Source organism: Catellatospora tritici, from assembly GCF_019083965.1.
Lineage (GTDB): Bacteria > Actinomycetota > Actinomycetes > Mycobacteriales > Micromonosporaceae > Catellatospora > Catellatospora tritici.
On record NZ_JAHRCY010000009.1, the window covers coordinates 76,307 to 100,889 of the forward strand.

Annotated in this window: 20 protein-coding genes and 1 pseudogene; 8 read left to right on the forward strand and 13 right to left on the reverse strand. The window is 72.9% G+C overall.

Annotation, left to right across the window (positions count from 1 at the left end; all coding sequences use genetic code 11):
- Positions 1 to 97: 97 nt before the first annotated feature.
- Positions 98 to 727 (reverse strand): acetoacetate decarboxylase family protein, encoded by a 630-nt coding sequence (locus KUA19_RS21190; RefSeq protein ID WP_217398136.1) that lies wholly within the window; start codon positions 725 to 727, stop codon positions 98 to 100.
- Positions 728 to 861: 134 nt separating this feature from the next.
- On the opposite strand from KUA19_RS21190, the gene KUA19_RS21195 reads away from it, so the two are divergent.
- The 3 genes from KUA19_RS21195 to KUA19_RS21205 all read left to right on the forward strand — a co-directional run bounded on the left by KUA19_RS21195 (position 862) and on the right by KUA19_RS21205 (position 4,714).
- Positions 862 to 1,836 (forward strand): alpha/beta hydrolase, encoded by a 975-nt coding sequence (locus KUA19_RS21195; protein WP_217398138.1) that lies wholly within the window; start codon positions 862 to 864, stop codon positions 1,834 to 1,836.
- Between the two features lie 62 nt (positions 1,837 to 1,898).
- Entirely contained in the window at positions 1,899 to 3,599 is a 1,701-nt protein-coding gene (locus KUA19_RS21200; protein WP_217398140.1) for an AMP-dependent synthetase/ligase, read from the forward strand.
- Positions 3,596 to 4,714, forward strand: a complete 1,119-nt coding sequence (locus KUA19_RS21205) for a CaiB/BaiF CoA transferase family protein (protein WP_217398142.1) — start codon at positions 3,596 to 3,598, stop codon at positions 4,712 to 4,714. The genes KUA19_RS21200 and KUA19_RS21205 overlap by 4 nt, the downstream gene beginning before the upstream one ends.
- A gap of 33 nt (positions 4,715 to 4,747) precedes the next feature.
- Here KUA19_RS21205 and KUA19_RS21210 read toward each other — a convergent pair whose 3' ends face one another.
- Complete coding sequence (locus KUA19_RS21210) at positions 4,748 to 5,455, reverse strand: M23 family metallopeptidase (protein ID WP_254549856.1); 708 nt, start codon at positions 5,453 to 5,455, stop codon at positions 4,748 to 4,750.
- Positions 5,456 to 5,841: 386 nt separating this feature from the next.
- Positions 5,842 to 6,765, reverse strand: a complete 924-nt coding sequence (locus tag KUA19_RS21215; RefSeq protein WP_217398146.1) for an acetyltransferase — start codon at positions 6,763 to 6,765, stop codon at positions 5,842 to 5,844.
- A 216-nt stretch (positions 6,766 to 6,981) separates the two neighbouring features.
- Between KUA19_RS21215 and KUA19_RS21220 the strand changes: the two genes are divergently transcribed.
- Positions 6,982 to 7,170, forward strand: coding sequence for a hypothetical protein (locus tag KUA19_RS21220; protein ID WP_217398148.1), 189 nt, complete (start codon positions 6,982 to 6,984; stop codon positions 7,168 to 7,170).
- A gap of 8 nt (positions 7,171 to 7,178) precedes the next feature.
- Here KUA19_RS21220 and KUA19_RS21225 read toward each other — a convergent pair whose 3' ends face one another.
- On the reverse strand, positions 7,179 to 7,814 hold the full coding sequence (locus KUA19_RS21225; protein ID WP_217398150.1) for a tyrosine-protein phosphatase: 636 nt from the start codon (positions 7,812 to 7,814) through the stop codon (positions 7,179 to 7,181).
- Positions 7,815 to 7,905: 91 nt separating this feature from the next.
- Between KUA19_RS21225 and KUA19_RS21230 the strand changes: the two genes are divergently transcribed.
- Positions 7,906 to 8,883, forward strand: coding sequence for a S41 family peptidase (locus tag KUA19_RS21230; RefSeq protein WP_308167554.1), 978 nt, complete (start codon positions 7,906 to 7,908; stop codon positions 8,881 to 8,883).
- A 16-nt stretch (positions 8,884 to 8,899) separates the two neighbouring features.
- On the opposite strand, the gene KUA19_RS21235 is transcribed toward KUA19_RS21230, so the two are convergent.
- Positions 8,900 to 9,490 (reverse strand): TetR/AcrR family transcriptional regulator, encoded by a 591-nt coding sequence (locus KUA19_RS21235; protein ID WP_217398152.1) that lies wholly within the window; start codon positions 9,488 to 9,490, stop codon positions 8,900 to 8,902.
- Between the two features lie 126 nt (positions 9,491 to 9,616).
- Between KUA19_RS21235 and KUA19_RS21240 the strand changes: the two genes are divergently transcribed.
- Complete coding sequence (locus tag KUA19_RS21240) at positions 9,617 to 10,102, forward strand: cupin domain-containing protein (protein ID WP_217398154.1); 486 nt, start codon at positions 9,617 to 9,619, stop codon at positions 10,100 to 10,102.
- 71 nt (positions 10,103 to 10,173) lie between these two features.
- Here the strand turns inward: KUA19_RS21240 and KUA19_RS21245 are convergent, their stop codons facing one another.
- From KUA19_RS21245 to KUA19_RS21280, 8 genes are all read right to left on the reverse strand, one after another.
- The gene (locus KUA19_RS21245) at positions 10,174 to 10,755 is read right to left on the reverse strand and encodes a neocarzinostatin apoprotein domain-containing protein (protein WP_217398156.1); all 582 of its coding nucleotides are present in this window, start codon (positions 10,753 to 10,755) and stop codon (positions 10,174 to 10,176) included.
- A 9-nt stretch (positions 10,756 to 10,764) separates the two neighbouring features.
- The gene (locus KUA19_RS21250; RefSeq protein ID WP_217398158.1) at positions 10,765 to 13,539 is read right to left on the reverse strand and encodes an ABC transporter permease subunit; all 2,775 of its coding nucleotides are present in this window, start codon (positions 13,537 to 13,539) and stop codon (positions 10,765 to 10,767) included.
- Positions 13,536 to 14,252: an ABC transporter ATP-binding protein gene (locus KUA19_RS21255; RefSeq protein WP_217398160.1), complete on the reverse strand. Its 717-nt coding sequence runs from the start codon at positions 14,250 to 14,252 to the stop codon at positions 13,536 to 13,538. The genes KUA19_RS21250 and KUA19_RS21255 overlap by 4 nt, the downstream gene beginning before the upstream one ends.
- Positions 14,245 to 15,576, reverse strand: a complete 1,332-nt coding sequence (locus tag KUA19_RS21260) for a type 1 periplasmic-binding domain-containing protein (protein ID WP_217398162.1) — start codon at positions 15,574 to 15,576, stop codon at positions 14,245 to 14,247. The genes KUA19_RS21255 and KUA19_RS21260 overlap by 8 nt, the downstream gene beginning before the upstream one ends.
- A gap of 3 nt (positions 15,577 to 15,579) precedes the next feature.
- The gene (locus KUA19_RS21265; RefSeq protein WP_217398163.1) at positions 15,580 to 16,776 is read right to left on the reverse strand and encodes a neocarzinostatin apoprotein domain-containing protein; all 1,197 of its coding nucleotides are present in this window, start codon (positions 16,774 to 16,776) and stop codon (positions 15,580 to 15,582) included.
- Positions 16,773 to 17,723 carry a WxL protein peptidoglycan domain-containing protein gene (locus KUA19_RS21270; protein WP_217398165.1) on the reverse strand — a complete coding sequence of 317 codons (951 nt, stop codon included), beginning with the start codon at positions 17,721 to 17,723 and terminating at the stop codon, positions 16,773 to 16,775. Before KUA19_RS21270 ends, KUA19_RS21265 begins: the two co-directional genes overlap by 4 nt.
- Positions 17,724 to 17,842: 119 nt before the next feature.
- Positions 17,843 to 19,498, reverse strand: coding sequence for a WxL domain-containing protein (locus KUA19_RS21275; protein WP_217398167.1), 1,656 nt, complete (start codon positions 19,496 to 19,498; stop codon positions 17,843 to 17,845).
- Positions 19,499 to 19,712: 214 nt separating this feature from the next.
- A complete protein-coding gene (locus KUA19_RS21280; protein WP_217398169.1) occupies positions 19,713 to 20,540 on the reverse strand; it encodes an alpha/beta fold hydrolase in 828 nt (275 codons plus the stop codon).
- A 334-nt stretch (positions 20,541 to 20,874) separates the two neighbouring features.
- On the opposite strand from KUA19_RS21280, the pseudogene KUA19_RS42935 reads away from it, so the two are divergent.
- Positions 20,875 to 21,845: pseudogene (locus tag KUA19_RS42935) on the forward strand (protein kinase domain-containing protein); the annotation flags it as partial.
- Positions 21,846 to 22,047: 202 nt separating this feature from the next.
- A complete protein-coding gene (locus KUA19_RS21285; protein WP_308167576.1) occupies positions 22,048 to 24,552 on the forward strand; it encodes a COR domain-containing protein in 2,505 nt (834 codons plus the stop codon).
- Positions 24,553 to 24,583 lie beyond the last annotated feature (31 nt).

Below are 24,583 nucleotides of genomic sequence, written 5' to 3' on the forward strand. Positions count from 1 at the left end.
CTCTCCGGGCGGCAGCGGCCCACCCCCCAGCCGAAGATCACTGCCCCCGGTCGCTTTCCGGGCGGGCGTGGGCAGGCGGAATGGGCGCGGGTTGCCGTCAGGGCGGTGGTGGGGCGGCGGTGCCGAAGCGCATGTCGAAATCGGCGGCCGCGAGTGACAGGAGGGGACGCCGACCGGAGAGGAAGCCGAGCGGGCCGTCGGACGCGATCTGCCAATTCAGGCGGGCGGGGCCGCAGCGGGCACGAGCGCGTACCGGGGTGGTCAGGGCGCGGCCGTTGAGGGCCTGGGTGACCCGGAAACCGATGGGCAGGCGCAGCGCGAGGCGGGAGCGGCGGATGGTCGCCGTGGCGATCGGCTGACCGGCGGTGACGGCGGCGGCGTCCGTGTCGGACAGCTCGAAGTCGGCCAGATCTTTGGGGATGCCCCACAGTTCCCGGCCGCCGTCGCGGGAGTCGACGCTGTCCACCCAGATGTGGGTGATCGTCACGCGGGGCCGCGAAAACCCGGCTCGCATCAGCACCGCGCCCAGCAGTTCCCGGTAGGCCATGTCGCCGCCGGGCTGGTAGTCGACCCAGGCGGTGCCGACCAGCGCATACCGTCCGAGGCGGACCAGGCGGACGGCCGCCGTGACCTCGGGCGGGATCGGCGGCAGGTCGGCGACCGGCACCGCCCAGACGGAGACGTACAGCTGGCCGCGCAGCGACCAGGGTTGCGGCGGATACGCCATCGACGCCTCCCATCGCCGGGCCGACCTGATGACGGCACTCTACGCCTCTTGACAGTCTGCCAACAAGAAGCGCTAAATCCCTTCGGAGGAAACATCGTTCCATCCAGCGATACACGAAAGGCGGTACGTGCACGATGTCCCTACGGCGCCTGATCAGCCTGTCCGCCCTGCTCGCAGCGGTCGCCACCGCCCTGCCCGCCCAGCCCGCCACCGCGGCGGTCACCTGGACGCAGGTCAGCAACACCGTCGACGTGTCCTGCGCGGCGTTCACCTACCACCAGTCCTCCGACTGGTTCCTGCCCGCCACGACCAGCCCCAAGGGCCTGGTCTACCTGCAGCATGGCTTCTCCCGCTCCAACGGCAACATGGCCGACCTCGCCGAGCACTACGCCGCGGCCGGGTTCGTCGTGGTCGCCCCGACGCTGCCCTCGGCTGACATCTTCGGCTGTACGGTCAGCAACCTCGGCAACAACTCGCCGTTCCTCAACAACGTGGCTGCCCTGCTGGGCACCGCGAACAGCGGCTCGGGCGCGCTGGCGCGCAGCTACGCCGACGCCCTGGCCAAGGCCGGACGGCCGAGCACCGGCCTGCCCACGAAGTACGTCATCGCGGGCCACTCGGCCGGTGGCGAGGTCGCCGCGTACGTCGCCAACCGGCTGCGCAGCACCTACCCGAGCCAGTACGCGCGGGTGGCGCTGGTGCAGTTGCTCGACCCGGTGAAGTCGTTCATCGGGTCCAACATGGCCACCGGCCTCAAGGGGATCGCTCCGACCGGCACCCCGGTCTACGCGATCTCGTCCCCGCCGTACACGGCCAACAGTGACGCCAACGGCACCGTCGAGCTCACCACCGACCTGCACCGGCCGTTCCTGGGGGTTCGCCTGACCACAGGCTGCCACTGCGACGCCGAGGGCGCCAGCACCGACGGGGTGTGCACGCTCACCTCCGGCACGCCGCAGCAGAAGAACATCGCGGCACTGCAGACCCTGGCCGTGGCCTGGGCCACCGACGCCCTGAGCGGCACGGTGACCGGCGGCTACTACCCCGGCGGCGGCTACTACGACTCGCTGATCGCCACCGGCGTGACGCAGACGCTCAGCGGTTCGTGACCCGCTCCGGCCGGGGGAGCCACCGCTCGCTCCCCCGGCCGGACCGTCCCTTGGAGAGGCTTATGAGCACACCGGCGAGCCTGTGCGCCGTGTTCCAACAGACCGCCGCCCGCACGCCGGAGGCGGTCGCCCTGCGTGACCACGTCCACGGCGGCGCGCTGACCTGGTCGGAGTACGCGGCAGAGGTCGCGGCGCTCGCCGCGGGCCTGGCCGGGGTCGGGCTGAGCCGGGGCGGCACGATCGCGCTGATGCTCGGCAACCGCCCCGAGTTCCACCTGCTCGACCTGGCCGCCGTGCATCTCGGCGCGGTGCCGGTGTCGGTGTACAACACCTCGTCGCCCGAGCAGCTGGCCCACGTGCTGCGCGACTGCGGCGCCCGCCTGGCCGTCACCGAGCGGCAGTACCTGCCTCGCATCCTCGCCAGTGGCGTCGCCCTGGATGCGGTGATCTGCGTGGACGGTCCGGCGCCGGGCGCGATCACCCTGGGCGAGCTGAAGGCGGCGACCCAGGCCGACTTCGACTTCGCCGTGGCGTGGGCCGCCGTCGGCCCCGACGACCTGCTGACGATCATCTACACCTCGGGCACCACCGGGCTGCCCAAGGGTGTCGAACTGACGCACGCCAACCTGCTCGCCGAGATCGACGGACTGACTCAGGTCGTCGACCTGCGGCCGGACGACGTCGGCTTGTCGTACCTGCCCGCCGCGCACATCGCCGACCGGCTGGCCGGCCACTACATCCCGATCGTGTACGGCCTGCAGATCGTGTGCCTGTCCGACCTGGCCCGGCTGGGCGAGGCGCTGCAGCAGGTGCGGCCGACGTTCTGGGCGGCCGTGCCACGGGTGCTGGAGAAGATGCGGGGCCGGATCGAGGACGCGCTGGCGACCGCCCCGACACCGCGCCGCTGGGCGCTGCGGGCGGCGATGCGGACCGCCCGCGACGGACGCCGGGGCGTGGCATACCGGCTGGCCGACCGGGTCTTGTTGGCGAAGGTACGCGCCCAGCTCGGCCTGGACCGGGCTCGCTGGGTCATGTCGGGGGCCGCGCCGCTGCCTCCGGCGGTGCTGACCTACTTCCTGGAGCTGGGCATCACGGTCTGCGACGTGTGGGGCATGACCGAGACCTGCGGCGTGGCCACGCTCAACCCGCCTGCGGCGATCCGCCCCGGCACGGTCGGGCGGGCCCTGCCCGGGGTCGAGCTGCGCCTTGCCGACGACGGGGAGCTGCTGGTACGCGGCGCGATCGTCACCCGCGGCTACCGCGGCGACCCGGTGCGGACCGGGGAGCTGTTCGACGGCGACTGGCTGCGCACCGGCGACGTGGCGACCGTGGACGCCGACGGGTACGTCAGCATCGTCGGGCGGAAGAAGGAACTGATCATCAACGCGGCGGGCAAGAACATGTCCCCAGTCGCGATCGAGAGCGCGCTGCTGTCGGCGTGCCCGCTCGTCGGCACGGTGGCCGTGGTCGGCGACGGGCGGCCGTACAACGTCGCGTTGATCGTGCTGGACGCCGACGCGCTGGCGGCGCTGCACCGGCGCGAGCCCGGCGCCGACCCGCACCCGCTCGTCGCCGACGGCGTCGCGGCGGCGAACAGTACGCTGTCCCGCGTCGAGCAGATCAAGAAGTTCGCGATCCTGCCCGGACCGTGGGAGCCCGGCGGCGACGAGTTCACCCCGACCCTGAAGCTGCGCCGCTCGGCCGTGTCCGCCAAGTACGCCGCCGAGATCGACCGGCTCTACCCGACCCCGGGAGCGTCATGACCGACCACACCGCACCGCAGCCCACCGGCCCGCTGCACGGCCTGCGGGTGCTGGAACTGGCCGGGCTCGGACCCGGCCCGTTCTGCGCCATGCACCTGGCCGACCTGGGCGCCGACGTGGTCCGCGTGGACCGGCCCGGCGGCGGCACCATGGCCGTCGAGCCACGCTTCGACCTGCTCAACCGGGGCAAGCGCTCGATCGCCCTCGACCTCAAGGATCCGGCCGACCTGCAGACCGCGCTGCGGCTGGTGGAGCGGGCCGACGTGCTGATCGAGGGGTACCGGCCCGGCGTCGCCGAGCGGTTGGGCCTCGGCCCGGACGCGTGCCTGGCCCGCCAACCGCGCCTGGTGTACGGCCGGATGACCGGCTGGGGTCAGGACGGCCCCCGAGCCCACACCGCCGGACACGACCTGACCTACCTCGCCGTGACCGGTGTCCTGCACGCGATGGGCCGGGCCGGTGGACCGCCGCAGATCCCGCTCAACCTCGTCGGCGACTTCGGCGGCGGTGCGCTCTACCTGGCCACGGGCATCCTCGCGGCGCTGTGGGAGGTCCAGGCCAGCGGCCGGGGTCAGGTCGTCGACGCGGCTATCGTCGACGGCGCGTCCCACCTGGCCACCCTCGTCGCGGGGCTGCGCGCGGGTGGCGCGTGGCGCGACCAGCGCGGGGTGAACCTGCTCGACTCCGGCGCCCCGTTCTACGACGTGTACGCCACCGCCGACGGCGGCCACATGGCGGTCGGCCCGCTGGAGCCGCAGTTCTTCGCCGTCTTCGCCCAGCGCCTGGGTCTGGGCGAGGAGGCGGCGGCGCAGTACGACCCGGCGACCTGGCCGCGGCTGAGAGCCGCGATCGCCGAGCGGTTCGCGCAGCGTACGCGGCAGGAGTGGACCGAGGTCTTCGCCGACGGCGACGGGTGCGTGGCGCCGGTGCTGTCGTGGGCCGAGGCGCCCGCCGATCCGCAGCTGCGGGCACGGCAGACCTATGTGGACCGAGACGGGGTGGTGCAGCCCGCGCCCGCGCCCCGGTTCTCGCGTACGCCCGCGACGCTGAGCGGTCCGCCCGCCGAACCCGGCGCGCACACGGCACAGGTCCTGGCCGACTGGTCGGCCGGTTGAGCGGACCCGGGCCGCCGCGAGCGGTCCGGGCGGTCAGCTGCCGAGGACGGCTTCGATCTCCAGCTCGAGGTCGACCTTGTGCTGGCGCAGCCACTCCAGCGTGTTCTGCGGGGCTCCGGCGACGTATACCTCGAGGCGCAGGTGGGTGCCGTAGGACAGGCCGGTGTTGCCCAGCAGTGCGACGGTCTCGCCCGCCTCGATCCGCTGACCGACCTTGACCAGCACCTTGCTCGCGTGGCCGTACAGCGTACGGATGCCGTCGCCGTGGTCGACGACGACCGAGTAGCCGTAGGCACCGTTCCAGCCCGCCTGCACGACGGTGCCGCGGTGGACCGCGCCGATAGCGGTGCCCTCGGCCGGGCCGACCAGGTCGACGCCGTGGTGCGACTTGCTCCAGTCGGACGTGAAGCGCGAGCTCAGCTTGAAGTCGTGCAACGGCAGCACCCAGGCGTTCGGGTCGCGGTCGTCGGTGGTGGTGAGCGCCTCGCGGGTGTCGGACCGGCTGGCCCGCTCCACGGCGGCACCGCGGTCGGCCCCGCCCGTCGAGTATGCGGAGATCTCGACGGCGTACGGGTCGGTCTTGCCGTCGTCCACGGTGGCTCCGGCGCCCAGGGCGACGACCCCGGCTCCGGCAACGGCGGTGGCGAGCACGGCGACGTACCGGTGCCGTGGCGGGGTGTCGACGCGTCGACGTCCCCGGTATCGGTCGCTCTCTTTCGACAGCGCGGGCCGGTACTGCAAGATGCACTCTCCGTAGCGTCGCGGTGATCCTATGTGCCGGTTCACCTTGCGTGCTCTGTCAAGACCTGAACCAACGTAACGGCCCGTCACCGTGCGGACAACCCCGCAGAGTGCTCCGGCACCCCCGGGGACGACCATCGAGGCTGGTGCGACGGTTGGCGCCGGAAATAAACCGCACGCAGGAATGTGACCGTTTCGACACACGCGCGCCCCGCGAACAGGTGCCACCAAACGCACCATCCCGGACATCTCCCCGAAACCGCCCCCACGTGGCGCGGCCCGTCGCGAGCCCGACCCGGACCGGACGCCCAGCCGGACGCAACCCGGGCGCGAGCCCGACGCGAGCCGGACGCGAGCCACGCGACCCGGGCGCGGCGGGTCTGTTCTCAGGCGGGTGCGAAGTGGACTCGGGCGCGGACCGGGGTGAATCCGGCACGTTCCAGGTCCGCTCGGGCATCCGGGCGGTCGGCGTCGACGTCCGCGACGATCTCCAGCGCACCCCCGGCGACCAGCACCGCGACCGCGTCGGTGAGCATCTCGCCGCGTACCGCGGGGTCGGCGGTGGCCTCGTCGAGCAGGCCCAGGTAGGCGATCATCGGGTAGCAGGCGTCCCCGGCCGGTCCGGTCAGGCCGACCGGTTCGCCCCCGGCCAGGGCGACGCGCCAGTCCCCGGGCGGGCCGGAGAGCCATTTCAGCGGGTCACGGGCCAGGTCCACGCCGCGTACCAGGCGCGCCACCTCCGCGCCGGTCAGCACGTCGGGAGCGGTGACGCGGGCGGCCAACGCCGCTATCTCCGCCGCATCGGCGGCGGGGCGAAACGCGTACCGACCAGTTCGGGTCGGGACGGAGCCGCCGGACCGGGTCGCGACGGCGCCGCCGGACCAGGTCATACGCAGCCGTTCGCCGCGTTCGGTCAGACCGGCCAGGCGCGCCGCGGCCATCGGCGGCGCCACCGCGGCGCGCTGGTGCGGATGCTGCCGCCAGGACGCGGGCATCGAGGCGTAGTAGCCGGTGGGACCGCCGAGCGAACGGTGCGCGGCGGCCAGCAGCGCCGCGCCCACGGAGGGCTCGGCAATGAGGTCGAAGCGCTCCAGCCACGGGCGGCCGACCGATCCCGGCGGCCGCAGCCACGCGGCGCGGGCGACCACGCGGCCGTCGAGCAGGGCCACCCAGGTGTGCTCAGGGCGGTAGCCGCCACCGGCCAGGCCGTCGGCATAGCTGACCTGTCGCAGTTCGGGCAGCGGGTCGGGCATCGAGTCGAAGACGTGCTCCTCGCCCGCGACGAGCGGGCGGATGACCAGATCGGCCATAGGGGGATCCTTCCGGGCGTACGCCCCGGTCAAATCCGCGCGTACGCCGGGCCGCGGAAGGGGCGCAGAACAGTGGACATGGTGTTCTGACCTCCTTTCGGCTCGCGTGGCGTGCCGAGACCGTACGACACCGGCCCCGACCGCCGCAACCGTGGCGATCATCGGGCGCCGTTCGGTTGACGCCACGACGGGGTCCGGGCGCGTAGCGTGTCGGTCATGCGTTGGGTGTGGGCTGGTATCGGAGTCCTGTTGGTGCTGTCCGGCCTCGTGTGGACGTTGCAGGGACTGGACGTCCTGGGCGGCAGCGTCATGAGCGGCGACCTGACGTGGGCCGTCATCGGTCCGATCACGGCGGTCGTCGGTCTGGCGTTGACCTGGTTCGGGCTGCGCAAGCGCGGCAGCTGACCCGCCCGCTAGGCGAGCAGCCGAGCCCGCACCGCGCGCACGTCGTCCGCGTCGACCCCGGCCCGCGCGAGGTAGGGCGCCGCGCCGCCATGGGCCGCGTCCAGGTGGGCCAGCGTGTTCAGCATCGGCGCGGGTGTGCAGCCCTCGGTCAGCGCGTAGTCGTCGGCGATCGTCTCGTGGTCGACATCGGCCAGTCGCAGCAGCAGTGCCACCAGCACACCGGTGCGGTCACGCCCGGCGTGGCAGTGCACCACCACCGCACCGGGTGGCGCCTGTGCGAAGGCGCGGACGGCCGCGCCGATGCGGGCCTGGTTGTGGTCGAGCATCGGCGCGTAGCTGTCGGGCGGCGGCACGTAGTCCAGCACGTCGTTGAGCAGCGGCGTGTGCCGGTAGCAGGGGTCCTGGGCGAACGGGCTGGGAAACTCGGCGCACTCCCAGGACCAGCGCAGGTCCAGGATGCGGCTGAGCGCGGCGCCGCGTACGGCCTGGATTGTCGCGTCGGTCATCCGCTCATGCCCGTCCGAGCGCAGCAGCGCACCGGCCCGGATCCGGCCGCCGTCGGCGGTGGGCAGGCCGCCGAGGTCGCGAGCGTTGCGGCAGCCCGGCCAGTCGAGCGGCACGGGACGGTTCGACCGACGATCCATGGCCGCATCGTAGTGTCCACCTGCCACAGCCCTCTCGCCGCCCGAACGGCCCGCCTTGACCCGGCACGGTCCGTTGTGGTTGCCTCGACCGGTGGACAAGATCGAGATGACGGACGTGATCACGCGCCTGCGCGCACTGGTCGAGCAGCACTATGTCTTTCCCGAGGCTGCCGCCGACATCTCCGCCCGCCTGGCCGCGGCCGCCGACGGCTACCCCATCGATCCGGCGGCGCTGGCCGCGGCGGTCACCGCCGACCTGCAAGCGGTCAACGGCGACCGGCACCTGCGCCTGGTCCACTCCCCCGAGCCGCTGCCCGAGCGCGCGGACGGTGACGACGCGGCCGAGTGGGCGTCGATGCGAGCGTGGGCCGAACGCACCGCCAACGGCGTCGCGACGGTACGGCGCCTGCCGGGCGACGTCGGCCTGCTGGAGCTGAACCCCCTGCTGTTCCCGGCCGCCATCGTCGGCGACGCCTACGCGGCGGCGATGACGCTGCTCGCGCCGACCCGGGCCCTCGTGATCGACCTGCGCGGCTGCCTCGGCGGCGATCCCAACGCCGTCAGCCTGCTGGCCAGCTACCTGTGGGACGACGAACCGGTCGAGTTCACCGGCCACTACGAACGCCGCACGGACCGGGTGCGCCAGTCGTGGACGCATGCGCACGTGCCCGGCCGCCGCTACGGCCGCACCAAGCCCGTGTACGCGCTGACCAGCGCCACCACCTTCTCCGGCGGCGAGGCGCTGGCCTACGGCCTGCAGGCGCTGGGCCGCGCGGTCGTGGTCGGCGAGCGCACGCGGGGCGGAGCGCACCCCCGCGAGGCGTTCCGCGTGCACGATCACCTCGAGGCGACGATCTCCGTGGCCCGCTCCGTCAGCCCGGTGACCGGCGGCAACTGGGAGGGCACGGGCGTCAGCCCAGATGTCGCCACCTCGGCGGCCGACGCGTTCGCCACGGCATACCGGGCGGCGCTGGAGCAGGTCGCCGCGCACGACGACGCGTCGGGTGCCGAGGCGCGTCAGGTGCTGGCCGACGCGCTGCCCGAGGACGCCACGCCGCTGCCGGTGTAGTCGGGTCGGCGCCGGGTCACGGGGCGAGCGCCGGGCGCAGGGCGGCCAGGACGGTGTCCATGTACGACTCGTCGATCCGGCGTACCCGCAGCAGCCAGGTGTGGTAGATCGGGCCGTAGATCAACTCGACCGCCAGTTCGAGGTCGAGGTCGGCGCGCAACTGCCCCGCGTCGCGTGCCTTGGCCAGCCGGGCCATGCACTGCTCGATCGACACCCGCAGGATCCGCCGTACGCCGTCGGCGGCGGGCTCCTCGGTCTGCGCCGAGCCGATCAGCCCGCGCCAGATCAGCCCGAAGTCGGACTCGAACAGGCGCATCACGTTGCGGGTCTGGGTGCCCAGGTCGCGCCAGATGTCGCCGGTGTCCGGGAACCGAGCCGACTTGTCGCGCTGCTCCTCCATCACCTCGATCAGCACCGCCGCCTTGGACGGCCACCAGCGGTAGATCGTCTGCTTGCCGACGCCCGCTTTGGCGGCGACGGCCTCGACGGTCGTGGCCGCGTAGCCGCGCTCGGCGCACAGTTCGAGGGCGGCAGTGATGATCGCCTGGCGCGACTGCTCGTTGCGGCGGGTGGCGTCTGGTGGCGGCGGTGGTGGTGGTGGTGTCACGTCACGCATCGTAGCGTACGACGAAACGGTACGTCTCGTCTTGACACTCGTGACTCACGACGCCTACCGTGACCGCAAGACGAGACGGGCTGTCTCGCCTGGTCCCACAACACGAGGGAGGCCGCCATGCGCGGAGGAGTACTGGTCCGGGCCGGCGAGGCGGAGAAGCTGACCCGCGACCCCGGCAGCGTCGTCACGCTGCTGGCCGACGCGCCGCAGACAGGCAATGTGCTGACCAGCAACCGGTCACTGCTCAAGGCCGGTTCGCCCGGCGCCCCACCGCATTTCCACGAGCGCTCCGACGAGATCTTCTTCCTGCTCGACGGCGAACTGGAGGTGCTGCTCGGCGAGGAGATCATCACGCTGTACCGGGGCGACCTGCTGATCGTCCCGCCGTACCTGCCGCACGCGTTCGCACCGGCGCCCGACACCGACGCCGACGTGCTGTTCCTGTTCACTCCCGGCCCGGCCCGCTTCGAGTACTACCGCCTGCTCGACCGCTTCCACGCCGGGCTGGCGACCGCCGCCGACATCAAGGCGTCGCAGGAGCGATACGACAACCACTTCCTCAGCGCCGCGCTGTGGACCGACCGGCACCGCCAGCTCGCCTGAGCGACGGCGGACCGGTCCGGGCGAGGGCTCACCCGCCCGGCCCGGTCCGGGTCATCGCGCGCCGTCGGCGCTCAGGCGGCCGCCCGGCGGCGCCGCGGCAGGAGCAGCAGCAGGCCGATACCGGGCAGCAGCAGTGCCGAGCCGCCCAGCACCAGCACCCAGTGCTCGTCACCGGGACCGGTCTTGGCCAGGCTCTCCGGGCTGGTGCTGGTGCCCGGCTTGGGCGAGCTCGCCGCCCCGAACGAGATCTTCACGCTCGCCCGGTTCGCCTTCACCACGTCGTCGGAGGCCGACGACGGCAGGATCTGCGCCGCGACCACGCACTGCCGCTTGGTGCAGTCGAACGACCCGAACTTCGCCGCGAGCTTCAACGTGACAGCCGGGATCTTCCCGCTGCCGTCGGCGTTGACGAACTGGGCACCCCCGGCGAGGTTGCAGTCGGTCGGCCCGACCGGGTCGGCGATGCACTGACCGATGGCGATCTGCTTCAGGTTCGCGGTGAACCCGGACCCGTTGACCGTGATCTGGGTGCCGTTCGACAGACCGCTGGACTTGCTCAGCGTCAACCGCGGCGCGGCCGCGGCGGGCTGGGCGTACAGCGGGACGGTCACCGCGACCGCGGCCAGCACCGCCACGACTCGTGCTCTCCACATGGGTTCCTCCTAGACAGCTATCCCGGACCTGTGCTCGGCCACCGGATCGGTGCCGAGGTACGACGCGACCACGGCCGGATGCGCCCGTACGGACGCGGTCGGCCCGTCGGCGATCACCCGGCCCGACTCCATGGCGACCAACCGGGGCGCCAGCCGTGCCAGCAGCGGCAGATCGTGCTCGATGACCACCAGGGCCACGCCCAGCTCGCGGTTGACCCGCAGCAGCAGCTCCCCCAGCGCGACCCCGTCGGCCTGGGACACCCCGGACGAGGGCTCGTCCAGCAGCAGCAGCGCCGGTTCCAGCGCGAGCAGGCAGGCCAGCTCGACGGTGCGCCGGGTGCCGGTGGACAGCGCGGCGACCGACCGGTCGGCGAGCTCGACCAGCCCGAACAGGTCGAGCAGGTCGCCGGTGCGCGCGGCCCGGTGGCGCTGCCCGGCGGTGGCACCCAGTGCGGCCGCGGCCAGCCCGGTTGGGTGCCGCCGCTGCCCGGCCACCTGCAGCGACTCGCGTACGGTCAGGGTCGGGAACAGCCGGGCGTCCTGGAACGAGCGGCCCAGGCCGCGCCGCGCCCGCCGCTGCGGGGGCAGCCGGGTGACGTCGTGCCCCGCCAGCAGCACCCGCCCGGCGTCGGGCCGGGTGTATCCGGCCAGGATCTCGAACAGCGTGGTCTTGCCCGCGCCGTTGGGCCCGATGATCCCGACGACCTCACCGGCGGCGACGTCGAGGTCCACCCCGGCGACCGCCCGCACCCCACCGAACGACCGCGCCACCGCCCGCGCACTCAGCAGCGCCGTGCCACCCACCGGCACCTCGAAACTCGGCAGCCGCACCCGGGCCGGTGCCGTGCCGTCCACAGCCGCTCGCGAGCCCGGGAAGGCCGCCCCGCCCGCGCCGAGCGGCCGATCCTGCGGCTCCGCCACCAAGGCAGCACTGTCGGATGTGGACAGCTCGGCGTTGCGGGCCCGTGACGGCAGCCGCTTCAGCAGCCGAGCCGGCGGTTCGCCCAGGCCGCCGGGCAGGAGCACCACCACGAGCAGCCAGCCGACGGTGAGCGCGGCCTGGCCGCCGATGCCGAGGTCGACCAGGGCGGGCAGGCCGACCAGCAGCAGGGCGCCCAGCAGTGGACCGCCGAGCACGCCCAGGCCACCGACGACGGTCAGCGCGACGGCGTCGATCCCGGCGGAGGCGGGGAAGCTGTTGACGGTGACCTGGGTCTGGCCATGGGCGATGACGACGCCGCCGAGGCCCGCCAGCACACCCGCGGCGGCGTACACCTGGAGTTTGCGCAGGGTGGCGGGCACGGCGAGGGCCTTGGCCGCGTCCTCGTTGTCGCGCAGGGCCAGCACCGTCAGCCCGAACCCGCCGGTACGCAGCCGGTGCGCCAGCCACAGCCCGAGCCCCAGCATCAGCAGCGCGAACAGGTAGTAGTCCTTGGCCAGCAGCAGCGGGTAGCCGTGCCACTGCGGCTTGGCCGCCTCGACCCCGTCGCCCAGCAGCACCGGCAGGCGCAGCAGCCAGCCCTCGGCGGCCAGCGCGAACGCGAGGCTCACCGCCGCCAGCGCGAGCCCGCGCAGCCGCAGCGCGGGCAGCCCGACCAGGGCCGCCGCGACCGCCGCCGCCGCGCATCCCGCCAGCGCCGCCGTGAAGAAGTTGCCGCTGACGGCGGCGACGTGCAGGGACACGGCCGCCCCGATACCGGCGAAGGCGAACTGGCCCAGCGACAGTTCCCCGGCCAGGCCGGTCACCAGCAGCACCGACAGCCCGACCAGCGCGAACCCGGCGACAGTGGTCAGCACCGACGCGGTCTCGTTGCTGACCAGGTACGCCAGCCCTGCCGCCGCCAGCAGCCCGAGCGCCGTGACGACGCGGCCCAGCACGGTGCCCGGCTGCGGCACGCTGCGGGGCCAGCCGGCCTGTCCGCTGTCGCGGCGACCCAACCGGGGTTGGCAGAGCAACGTGACCAGGATGAACAACGCCAGAGCCAGGCTCACCCCGCCACGCCCGGCGCCCCAGGACAGCAGCACCCGCTCGGCGACGCCGATCCCCAGGCACGCCGCGAGCGCCCTGGGCAGCGACGACATCCGCGCCGCGACCGCACCGGCCAGGCCCCGCAGCAGCAGCTCCGGACCGAGGGTGTCGATGGACTGCGCGCCCTGCGTCGGCGTGACCAGGATGGCCGAGAATGCCGCGACCGCACCGGCGACCGCCCAGGCCAGCGTGGTCATCCGGGCGGCGGGCACGCCGTCGAGCCGGGCCATGTCCGGCGCGTCGGCGGCGGCGCGCAGGCCCAGGCCGACCCGACTGCGGCGCAGCAGCAGCGCCAGCGCGCCGAACAGCACCGGCGCCAACAGCGCCATCGCCACGAACGCGGGGCCGATCGGGGTCCGACCGAGTGTGAACGTCGGCAGGCCGGGCGGGCGCGGGAAGGTGAGGCCGCTCAGCCCCTGGCTGTTGAGCAGCAGCGCGGCGATCAGAATGAACTGCGACAGCCCCAGCGTGGCGATCATGCCGGTGACCGCGGGCCGGTGGCGCAGGCGGCGTACGACGACGACCTCGATCGCGGCCGCCACCGCCCCGGCGGCGACCATGGCCAGCGGGAACGCCACCCAGTACGGCAGCACCCCGGCGGTCACCACCTTGCCGAGCACCGCCGCGCCGAAGACGCCGACCGAGCCGTGCGCGAAGTTGACGAACCGGCTGGACCGGTACACCAGCACCAGCCCGACCGCGAGCAGCCCGTAGGTCAGCCCGGTGAACAGTCCCAGCACCACCGCGTCGATCACGAGTGGCCGCCCAGCATCAGCGAGCGGACCAGCTCCGGCCGCCCGGCCAGGCGCGCCGCGTCGTGCTCGGCCGCGACCGCGCCCTTCTCCAGGAAGTACAGCCGGTCGGCCAGGGACAGGGCCACGTTGACCGACTGCTCGACGATCAGCATCGCCACACCGGTGGCGTTGATGCGCCGCAGCATCTCCAGCAGCCCCCCGACGACGATCGGGGCCAGGCCCAGCGACAGCTCGTCGACCAGCAGCAGCCGGGGCCGCTGCACCAGGGCCTTGGCCAGCACCAGCATCTGCCGCTCGCCGCCGGACAGGGTGGCGGCGGGCTGGTGCGCCCGCCGGGCCAGGCGCGGAAAGACGGCCAGCGCCGCGTCCAGCCCGGCGCGGGCGTCGGCGCCCCGCATGCGGTACCCCTGCAGGCGCAGGTTCTCCAGCACCGTCAGCGAGCCGTACGCGGCCTGCCCGACGACGGTGCTCAGCCCGAGCCGCACCCGACGGGCGGCGGGCACGGCGGTGACGTCGGCGCCGAACAACTCCACCGTGCCCGACGTGGGCCGATGCAGGCCGGACAGCACCCGCAGCAGCGTGGACTTGCCGACCCCGTTGGGCCCGCACAGCCCGACCAGTTCCCCGGGGCCGACCCGCAGATCGACCCCGAACAGCGCCTGCACCGGGCCGTACGCGCAGCAGACCCCGGTGGCGGTGAGCGCGTCAGTCAAAGCGCACCTCCTCGCCCCGGTAGGTGAAGCAGGAGCAGCCGGCGTCGTACGCCAGCACCCGGTAGCCACCCCCGGCGGTCCGACGGCCGCCGCCCATCCCGCCGCTGATCCCGGCGGCCGGCCTGAACCCGTCCCCGAGCGCGGCCGCCGCCTGGGCGAACGCGGTCGCGTTGAGGTTCGGTCCGAGGTCCTTCGCAGCGGCGTGCAGCAGCAGCGCGGCGTCGCAGTAGGTCAGCGCGATCCGCGCGTTCTCCCTGGTCTTGAAGGTCTGCCCGGCCGCGCCGAAGATGTCCAGGCACCGCTTCTCGGCGTCGCCGCCGGGGAACGGGACCTGGCTGTCGGGCACGTCCTGGCTGGGGTTGAAGCCGAGGCCGACCATGTCCCGCAGCGCGGCGGGCGGGATGGTGGACGGGTTGTTCACCAGGAACGCCGGATTGTCGAAACTGGACACCGCGTACCGAGCGGTGAACTCCTGCGCCGCCGCCGTGGTGAGGAAGAACGAGGCGAGCCGGGCACCGCCGAGGAACACCACCCGGGTCACGCCCTTGCCGCGGAAGTCGACGGCGGCCTGGTTGAGCCCGGCGTTGAGGGTGCCGAGGTCGGTGGTGTCGACCCAGGCGACGGTCGCGGTGGTGCCCAGCCGGGCCAGCTCCGGCGCGGCCAGCCCGGTGTAGACGGCCCGGTTGGTCGGGGTGTCCGCGGCGACCACCCCGACCGCGCTGCCCGAGACCAGGAAACCCTGCTCGGACAGCGTCTTGAGCAGCGCCCGCACGAAGGAGTCGTAGCCCGGATAGCTGGCCGACCACAGGTATGGCGCGAGTCGGGCGTAGGTGGCGTCGTCGGTGGCGACCAGGGTCGCGTCCAGCACCAGGGTGTGCCGCTGGGCGTAACACGGGCGGGCGTTGGCCTGGAACTGTCCGGTCAGGACCACCGCGAACGCCCGGTCGTCCTGGGTGATCTGGTTGCACAGCTTCTCCTCGGCCGCCGGGGAGTCGTCGCCGGCCTCGTAGCTGCGGTAGACGGCCTCCAGGCGCCGACCGGCGATGCCGCCGTTGGCGTTGATCCACGTCTGCAACGCCTTGACCTGCTCGGGCAGGTTCCCGGCATCGGCGGTGCGGAAGCCGGTGAAGGCGCTGGTCTTGCCCAGGTCGACGCCGACGAACACCACCTTGACGGTGCTGTCGGTGACGCCGGGGCCGACGCCGTCGGCGGTGGCGGTGCCGGGCTGGTCGAGGGCGCCCGGCATGACGGCCGAGCAGCCGGTGAAGGCGAGCACGGCGGCGGCCGCGACCGCGCCGAGCCGCAGGAGCAGAGGTCGGTCCACGGGTCACCCGTTTCGTGGTCGGGTCAGGTGTTCGTCGAGCGCGGCCAGATCGACGACGGCGTCGGGCTGCTCGGGTGCGGCGGTGTGCAGCAGCCGGTCCAGGTCGGCCGGATCGAGTCGCCCCGCCGCCAGGCGGCGCAGGCGGCCCGCGCCGGGGGCATCGTCGAAGACCAGGTACGCCTGGAGTGCGGGCAGCCGCACCACGGCGGGCAGCAGCACCTCGCCGGTGCCGGGCAGCGCAGGCACGACGCGGTCACGGCGACGGCGGACCAGCCGGAGCACGCCGTACGCGATCATGGCGGCGCCGATCACGTTGAGCACCACCAGCCCCCACGGGTACGCCTGGTGCACCGCCCTGGCCTGGCCGAGTCCGCCCAGTTCGGCGGTGACCGGATACGCCCCGAACGCCGCGAACGGAATGGTCACCGGCACCTCGAAGGTGCGGGTCTCCCCCGGTCGCAGCTGCCCGGTCGGCGGCGTGGGCACGCCCTCGGCGCTGCGGCCGACCCGGACCACCAGCGGCGCCCCGTCCAGCGGCTGGCTGCCCGCGTTGCGCACGGTGTAGACGAGCGTGCGGTGCTGCACGCCGCCGAACCACGCCGCCGTCGCGCTACCGCCGGTCAGTCGCGCCGCGATCACCTCCAGCCGGGCCCGCACCCGGCCGGGCACCGGCGCCGGGCCGGTGGCGTGGCCGGTCAGCTCGATCGGCGCGTCTACGTGGCCGCCGCCGCCACCGGGACCGACCTCGGCCACGTGCACGACGCAGGGGCATGGCCGGGGCGGGTCGCCGACGGTCAGCTCGACCGCGAACGTGCCGTCGGCACGGGCGACGGTCGCCAGCGCGGCCCGCATGTCGCATGCGGACGATCCGGGCAGGGCCAGCTCGCCACAGGTGACCAGCTGGATCAGCGCGCCCTGCGGCCAGCCGGTGCCGGTGACCCGGAGGTGGTCTCCGGCCTGTGCCCGCGCGGCGGCGAGGCTCACACCGCGCCCCGGCTCGGCCGCCGCCGCGACGGCGGCCGGGCCGACGAGCGCGAACACGCCGCAGCAGGACACCGCCGCGGCGGCGAGGTGCACCGCCGCGAACCGCTCGGCGGAGACCCGGCGGCGCGCCGAACGCGTGCGGGCACGCCCGGGGCGGGCGATGTTGGTCGGCTCGGCCACGGCAGCCGGGGTGAGGTCGGTGCGCGGCCAGGTCACGAGATGCCTCGCGGGCGGCGCAGGCGGGCGCGGCGGCGCCGGCGGATCAGCACTGTCGCCACGGCGAGCAGCGCGGCCAGGGCGGCGAGCAGTTGCCATCCGCCGGTGACGGTGGTGACCTCGGTGCCCGCGCGGATGCCGCTGTCGGCGGTGACGGTGACGGTGGTGGTCACGACGTCCACCGGCCAGGCGCCGCGCAGGGCCGTACGCAGCACCGTCTGCGCGCCGGGCACCAGGTCGAGCCGCGGCACGGGTCCGGTGTGGACGTCGTGTCCGAACAGGCCGGCGGAGGTGACGGTGATCGTCGGCGCGAGGTGCAGGTTGCCGGTGTTGGTGACCGTGTACGCGACCCGATCCCGCTCGGCGGTCGCCTCGCCGACGGTGAGCGCCGGCACGGCCGGGCCGCTGACCCGCAGGTAGACGCGGGCGGCCACGGCCTGCCGCACGGCGATGGCGACCCCGCCGCCGTCGAGTTGCCCGCTCGGCGCGGCCTCGGCCACCACGATGCCGCCGACGTGGTCGCCGGGGCTGGCGTTGGGGGGCACCACGACCGTGAACGGGATGTCGGCCTGGCGGCGGGCGGGCACGACCAGGTCGGTGACGCCGGTGCTGGTCCAGGCGCCGATGTCGTGCTGGGGCTGGGTCTGTTCGCGCAGGCCGAAGCCGCCGTCGTCGGCGGTGTTGTAGGCGTCGGCGCCGTAGACGCGCAGGCTGAGGGCGGTGTCGGTGTGGTTGGTGACCCGTACCGAATCGAGTACGGTCTGGCCGGGCGGCGACTCCAGGAAGAAGTACTGCCGGGCGGCCGGGGTCGGCGTCTTCGGCGGGGTGGGCACCACGGCCCACCGGCCGTTGCCCGCGGCCGCGGCGGGCGGCGCCGGGACGGTTGCCAGCGCCGCGCCCAGCAGCAGGGCTGTCAGCGCGGCGGCGGTACGGACCAGCGTGGTCATGGACCGACTCCCCGATGCTTGAATGGATCGCAGAATCAACGCGCAGGACCCGCCGACGGCAGGTTTGCGCCCTCGATCGGCCGGTGGGGACGGATAGCGCCCGCCCCCACCGGTCCCGGTCAGCTCAGCGTCAGCGTGAGCGTCGCGGTGTACGAACCGGCCAGCTGGTTGGTTGGCACGGTCAGGGCGAGCGCCGCGGAGGCGTCGAAGCTGCCGCCGGTGCCTGCCGTGTCGGCCGGGGCCGAGCACAGCGTGGCGCCGTTGACGGGGCCTGCCGAGCCCGCGACCGCGGTCACGGCGTTGGTCGCGCCGGCGGTGCCGGTGCAGGCAGGCGTCCAGGACAGGTTCGCCTTCGGGATGGTGCCGCCGGGGGTGCCGGTGAAGTCGGTGACCGTACCGACCAGGCTCCAGCCGAAGGTGCTGCCGCGGTAGTCCGTCACCGTGATCGGCGCCAGGGCGCCGGTGCTGGTGTGGACGGTGCCGTCGAGCGTGACGCCCGACAGCACGATGTTGCCGGTGCCCGCCGCGCGGCCCATCGCGAGGTTGCCCGCGGTGACCGTCTGCGACAGGTTGTAGCTCAGCCCGCACGTTCCAGTCGTCGCCGTGCCCGTCTTCGCGACGCAGGAGTCGGCCGAGGCCGCCCAGGCCGCGACGGCGAACAGGGTGCTCGGACCGACGCCCGACGACGCACCGAGGTACGCGGTGGCGGCGGCGTTGACGACGTACGTGCCGCTGATGCCGCCGGTCGCCGAGGCGGTCACACCCACGGGGGCGTCACTGGTCGGGTTGGGCGGCGGCGGTCCGGTCAGCGCCTGGTAGCCGCGGATCGCGACGGCGCTGCCGGGGTTCCAGTTCGTGCCGGTCACGGTGACCGAGGTGCCCGCCCCGCCGCCACCAGGGGTGATGGCGATGCTCGGCGTGCCCAGGATGGTGATCGGCGTGACCACGGTGTTGACACCGTCGGTGACCGCGAGCGTGCGGGCACCGGTGGTGGCTCCGGCCGGTACGGCCAGGGTGCCGCTGCCGGCCCCGGTGCCGTCCGTGCTGCCGGTGCCCGAACCTTCGCCGGTGCCGTTACCGGCCGCGTCCTTGAGCGACGCGGACAGCGTGGCGCCGGACGCGAGGCCCGAGACCGCGTAGGTGATGGTGTTGCCGGCGCGGGCATGCGTGCTGACACTCTGCCCGGACACCGCGGTGACGTGCACCGATCCGTCGAAGACGGTGAACGGCTCCGCGATGGTGGTCGCCTGCGGCGCGGCCTTCTGGTCGCGGTCGCCCGCGGCCGAGCAGTACGTGGCCGCGGTGGCGTTGGCGAACTTGATCTGGCTGACCGTGGCGGTGGCGGCACCGGCCGCTCCGGCGACGAACGTGCCCGTCGCCGTGATCGGACCTAGTGGGACGTAGGGGTCCTTCGCCGCCGCCGGGTAGGCGGCCAGGTTCAGGTTCACCGAACCCGACTGCGACCCGCCGAGCGCGATCTTCACGATCACCGGCACGTCGCCCGGATTCAGCGGTGCGGGCCCGTTGGTGACACCTGCCGCAGCGGTGAAGGTGACCGTCACGGTCTGCCCCGGCGTCGGCGTGGCCGGCGACAGGGTGAGCCCGAACGTGTCACTCCACGTGCTGGGCGAGCTGCCCGTGCCCGTGTCGCCGAAGTACAGGCGGCAACCCAGCGAGTCCGCCGTCGGCCCGTACGCCTGAGCGGATGTGCTGCTCAGGCCGAGCGCGGCGACGACCACGAGACTGCTGGTTCCGACCGCCAGTTTCTTTCGCATGGCACCTCCCTTCCCTCGATTGTTTCGCTAGATGAAACGTCGTTCTCATCTGCGATACGACAATGAAGGCAGGGCGGAACCCGGTTGTCAACCGGTCGAACCGGGGGTTGTCACACAACGACCGTCGGGCCGAGCCCCTGACCAGGGGTCGGCCCGACAAAATTTCCTTGGGAGAAACAGTGTTCCTTTGAACGGAACGCCAGTCAGCCCGCGATCAGCCCTTGAGGAAGGCCAGCAGGTCGGCGTTGAACTCGTCCTGGTGCGTGGCGGTGAGCCCGTGCGGGGCGCCCTTGTACACGTGCAGGGTGCAGTCCTTGATCAGTTTCGAGGACTTGTTCGCCGAGGCCACGATGGGCACGATCTGGTCGTCGTCGCCATGGATGATCAGCGTCGGGACGTCGATCTTCTTGCAGTCCTCGGTCAGATCGGTCTCGGAGAACGCCTTGATGCAGTCGTAGGCACCCTTGAACCCGACCGTCATGCCCATCAGCCAGAACGCGTCCCGCACGCCCTTGCTGACCTTCGCGCCGTCGCGGTTGGCACCGTAGAACGGGGCGCTGAGGTCCTGCCAGAACTGTGACCGGTCCCGCTCGACGTTCTCCCGCAGGCCGTCGAAGACGCTGCGGGGCAGACCCTCGGGGTTGGCGTCGGTCTGCAGCATCAGCGGCGGGATCGCACCGACGAGCACGGCCTTGGCGACGCGATCGGTGCCGTGGCGCCCCATGTAGCGGGTGATCTCGCCACCGCCGGTGGAGTGTCCGACCAGGACGATGTCGCGCAGGTCCAGCTTCTCGATGACAGCGGCCAGATCGTCGGCGTACGTGTTGAGGTCGTTGCCCTCCCACGGCTGACTGGAGCGGCCGTGGCCGCGCCGGTCGTGGGCGATGGCGCGGAAGCCGTTGGAGACGACGTACCACATCTGGTCGTCCCAGGCGTCGGCGGTCAGCGGCCAGCCATGGCTGAACACGACCGGCTGGCCGGTGCCCCAGTCCTTGTAGAAGATCTCGGTGCCGTCCTTGGTGGTGACCCTGCCGGTGCTCATACTGCGACTCCCTGCTGTCGTCGCCCGCTCGCGGGCCGATTGCGCTCGGGGGTGTCGCGGCACCCCATCGAGCCGCCTTTCCGAAGCTAACACCAGGGATATATCGGGTTCATAGCTTTGGCGAAGTGAGTAGTGTATCGGCCCGCATGATGGCTTTCATACCTTTTGCCATACAAAAAGCGCTGCGGCGGCATTCGGTCGTGCACTGCCAGGCGAGGCCGCTCGAATGGACCTTCATGCTCTCTCGTCCACTGTGGTCGTTCGGTCTGTTCACCCGCTGACGGCCGTCGGATAGTTTGTCATCGACGGCTCGCGGGTGAGGGAGAGCTTCCGCATGAACGCAGGGGCTCGGCTGCTGGGTGGCAGGTACCAGGTCGGGGAGCTGATCGGCTACGGCGGCACGGCCGAGGTGCACCGCGGCCGTGACCTGCGGCTGGGCCGGGACGTCGCGCTCAAGATGCTGCGCACCGACCTGGCCGGGGACGCCACGTTCCAGATGCGATTCCGGCGCGAGGCGCAGAACGCCTCCTCGCTGAACCATCCCGCCATCGTCGCCGTGTACGACACCGGCGAGGAGCGGACGGCCACGGGCGAGACGTTGCCATACATCGTCATGGAGTTCGTCCCGGGCGGGACACTCAAGGAAGCGCTTGCCGCCCGGGGTCGGTTCCAGCCACGCGAGGCGCTGGAGATCATGGCCGACGTCTGCACGGCGCTGGACTTCAGCCACCGCCACGGCATCGTCCACCGCGACGTCAAGCCCGGCAACGTCATGGTGACGCCGAGCTCCCAGGTCAAGGTCATGGACTTCGGCATCGCGCGTGCCCTGGCGACCGGGGCCACCACCATCACGCAGACCGCGGCCGTGATCGGCACCGCGCAGTACATGTCACCCGAGCAGGCTCGCGGCGAGGCGATGGACGCGCGGTCGGATGTGTACGGCGCGGGCTGCGTGCTGTACGAACTGCTGTGCGGACATCCGCCCTTCGTCGGCGACTCGCCCGTGGCCGTGGCATACCAGCACGTCCGTGAGGATCCGCGGCCGCCGAGCGCCCTGGTCGAAGGCATCGGCGTCGATGTCGACGCCGTCGTGCTCATGGCCCTGAGGAAGCACCCCGCGAGCCGCTACCAGTCGGCCGGCGCGATGCGGGACGACCTGCTGCGCGCGGCCGCGGGACGCCCGTTGGGGGCGACCCCGGTGCTCGGCTCCCCACCGGCGGAAGCGAGAACGGCGCCCACGGAGGAACCGGCGCGGCGCCGCGGCCTACGGGACCTCCTCGGGCTGGGCCGCACCAGCGCCGAAGGCAACCTCCCGACCGGCTCTGCCACGGTCAACCCGCCGACCCCGGCTGCCGGCACGGCGCCCGCGCCGCAGCCATCGGTCGCGCCCGCGACCCGGCCCGCCGGGCGGGTCTACCAGTCGGGCGTCCAGGAGCAACCGGCGGCACCCGCCGCACCGCCACCGGGCCCGGTGGTCGCCGAACGGCGCGCCAAGGCGGCGGGCGGAGTGGCGGCCGAAGGGCTCGATCTGTCCGATCTGGGCCTGACGGCGTTGCCGGACTGGCTACGCGACTTCACCCGCCTGACCTGGCTCAACCTCAGCGGCAACCGGATCGGGCAGCTACCCGCCTGGCTCGGCGAGCTCACCGCGCTGCGCCAGCTCGACCTCGCCCGCAACCGGCTGATCGAGGTGCCGGAGTCCCTGAGCCGCCTCGTCGACCTGCGGCAGCTGTATCTGGGCGGAAACCGGCTGATCTCGCTGCCGGAGCCTCTGGGTGACCTGCCCGCCCTGCACACGCTCGTGCTCGACCAGAACCCGCTCACCAGCCCGCCACCGGAGGTCGTCGCCGCCGGCACCCCGTCGGTGCTGGCCTTCCTGCGCGCCAGCGGGTCCGCCTCGGTGCCGCAGTGGGCGTCCAAACTGATGGTCGTCGGCGAAGGGAGGGTGGGCAAGACATCGCTGGTCAAGGCGCTGTCGGGCCGCAAGCACGACCCGGCCGAGCCGACCACCCACGGCCTGTTCGTCGACGGGCTGAGCCTGGCCCACCCCGAACTCGCCGGCACCCGGATGACGCTGTCGGTGTGGGACTTCGGCGGCCAGGACATCTACCACGCGACGCACCAGTTCTTCCTCACCGACCGGTCGGTGTTCCTGCTGGTGTGGAACAGCGGCGAGGGTACGCAGCGAGGACGGCTCCAGTACTGGCTGGACATCATCACCGCTCGCGCGCCCCAGGCCCCGATCCTGCTGGCCGCCACGCACGCCGCCGACCGCCCCGTCGACATCGACCTGGCCACGCTCAAGGCCGCCTACCCCGCCATCGTCGGCAGCTTCCCGGTCGATTGCGCCGCCCGGACCGGCTTCGAGCAACTGCATGTTGCCCTCGTGGGTGCCGCCGCGGGCCTGCCGCTGATGGGCGCCGAATGGCCCAGGGCCTGGGCGGCTGCCGCCGAGGCCCTGACCGGCCGCGACAGCGAGCCCTACCTCTCGGCCGCCCGGATGTTCCAGGTGATGGACCAGGCCGGGGTCGGCGACCCAGCCGAGCAGCAGACGCTCGCCACCGCCCTGGCCCACCGCGGGCAGATCCTGTTCTACCCCGACGACGAGGAGCTGTCCGACACGGTCATCCTGGACCCGCAGTGGCTCAGCACCCGGATCAGCCAAGTCCTGGACAGCCCGGCGGTGGCCGCTCACAACGGCCTGCTGACCGGCACCGAGCTGGGCGGGATCTGGCCGGGGATGCCACGGGCGCAGCGACTGTTCCTGCTCGCGTTGATGGAGAAGTTCGACATATGCTACCGCGTGCGCGAGAGCACCGACGACGCCCTGGCCATCGTCATCGCCTGGCTGCCGCAGACCCCGTCCGACTACGGCGCCGAGTGGCGCGAGACGCGGTCCGGCCACCGCGAGATCCGCGTCGAGTACCAGCTGCCGATCCTGCCGCCGGGAATTCCGGGCTGGTTCCTGGCCCGGTCGCACCGGTTCGGCACCCCACACCGCTGGCGCTCCGGGGCGGTACTGCGGCATCCCGACGGGGTGCACACCGGGCTGCTACGCACCGACCCGGGCCGCAACCGCGTCGAGCTGACCGTGCGCGGTCCCATGCCGGGCGGGTTCTTCGCGCTGCTCGACGACGGCCTCAACCTCACGATGGACCGCTACCCCGGTCTGCGGATCACCCGCTGGGTGCCCTGTCAGGGCCACGGGCCCTGCGAGAAGCTGTTCGACTACAGCAAGCTCATCGCACGCCTGCAACGCGAGCAGACCACCGCCTACTGCGACGAGGCGGACGAACACGTCGACATCGCCGCGCTCCTGTACGGCATCGCCCCGCCCGTTCGTGCTTTCGCCACCGGCGACCTGCGCCACCTAATCGCCAGCGGCTTCAACGCGCTGCGCCAGGAGATCGCCGGGTACAACCACGACAACCAGCGCGAATACCTGCGGCTGCGTACGCTGGTCCAGAAGGCCCAGCAGACCCACTGCCCCAGCGTGTTCACGATCGTCCCCGACGGGCGCAAGAGAGTGGGCAAGACTCTGCACACGCTGCGCCTCTACTGCGAGGAACCCGACTCCTGGCACCCGCTGCCCGGTGCGGACGGCTGCTACGAGGTCGCCGAGCTGTCCGACTGGCTGCGTACCGTCGGCCCGCACCTCGCCCGGACCCTGCAACTGCTGCGGGCCACCGTGCCGTTCGTCGGCCCGCTGCTCGGCCTCACCGCCCACGAGCTGCAGGAGCAGCTCACCGACGAGCTGGACCTGACCAGGCAGGTGCTCGACACGATCGGCGCCTCCTCGGCCGATCCACCGCTCGCACCGGGTCGGCCGGACGCGCGGCCGCTCAGCCACGCCGACACCGACGCCGACTTCCGCACCCTGAAGAACCTGCTGCTCCGCCTGGACCCGGAGCAGCGCTGGGGTGGACTGTCGCACGTGCTCACCCCCGAGGGGATGAGCCTGTACCTGTGCTCGGAGCACGTGGCCGCCTACCGCCCGGCGGTCGTGCCGTAGCCGTGGCCGCCGCCGTGCCAACGGGGCGGTG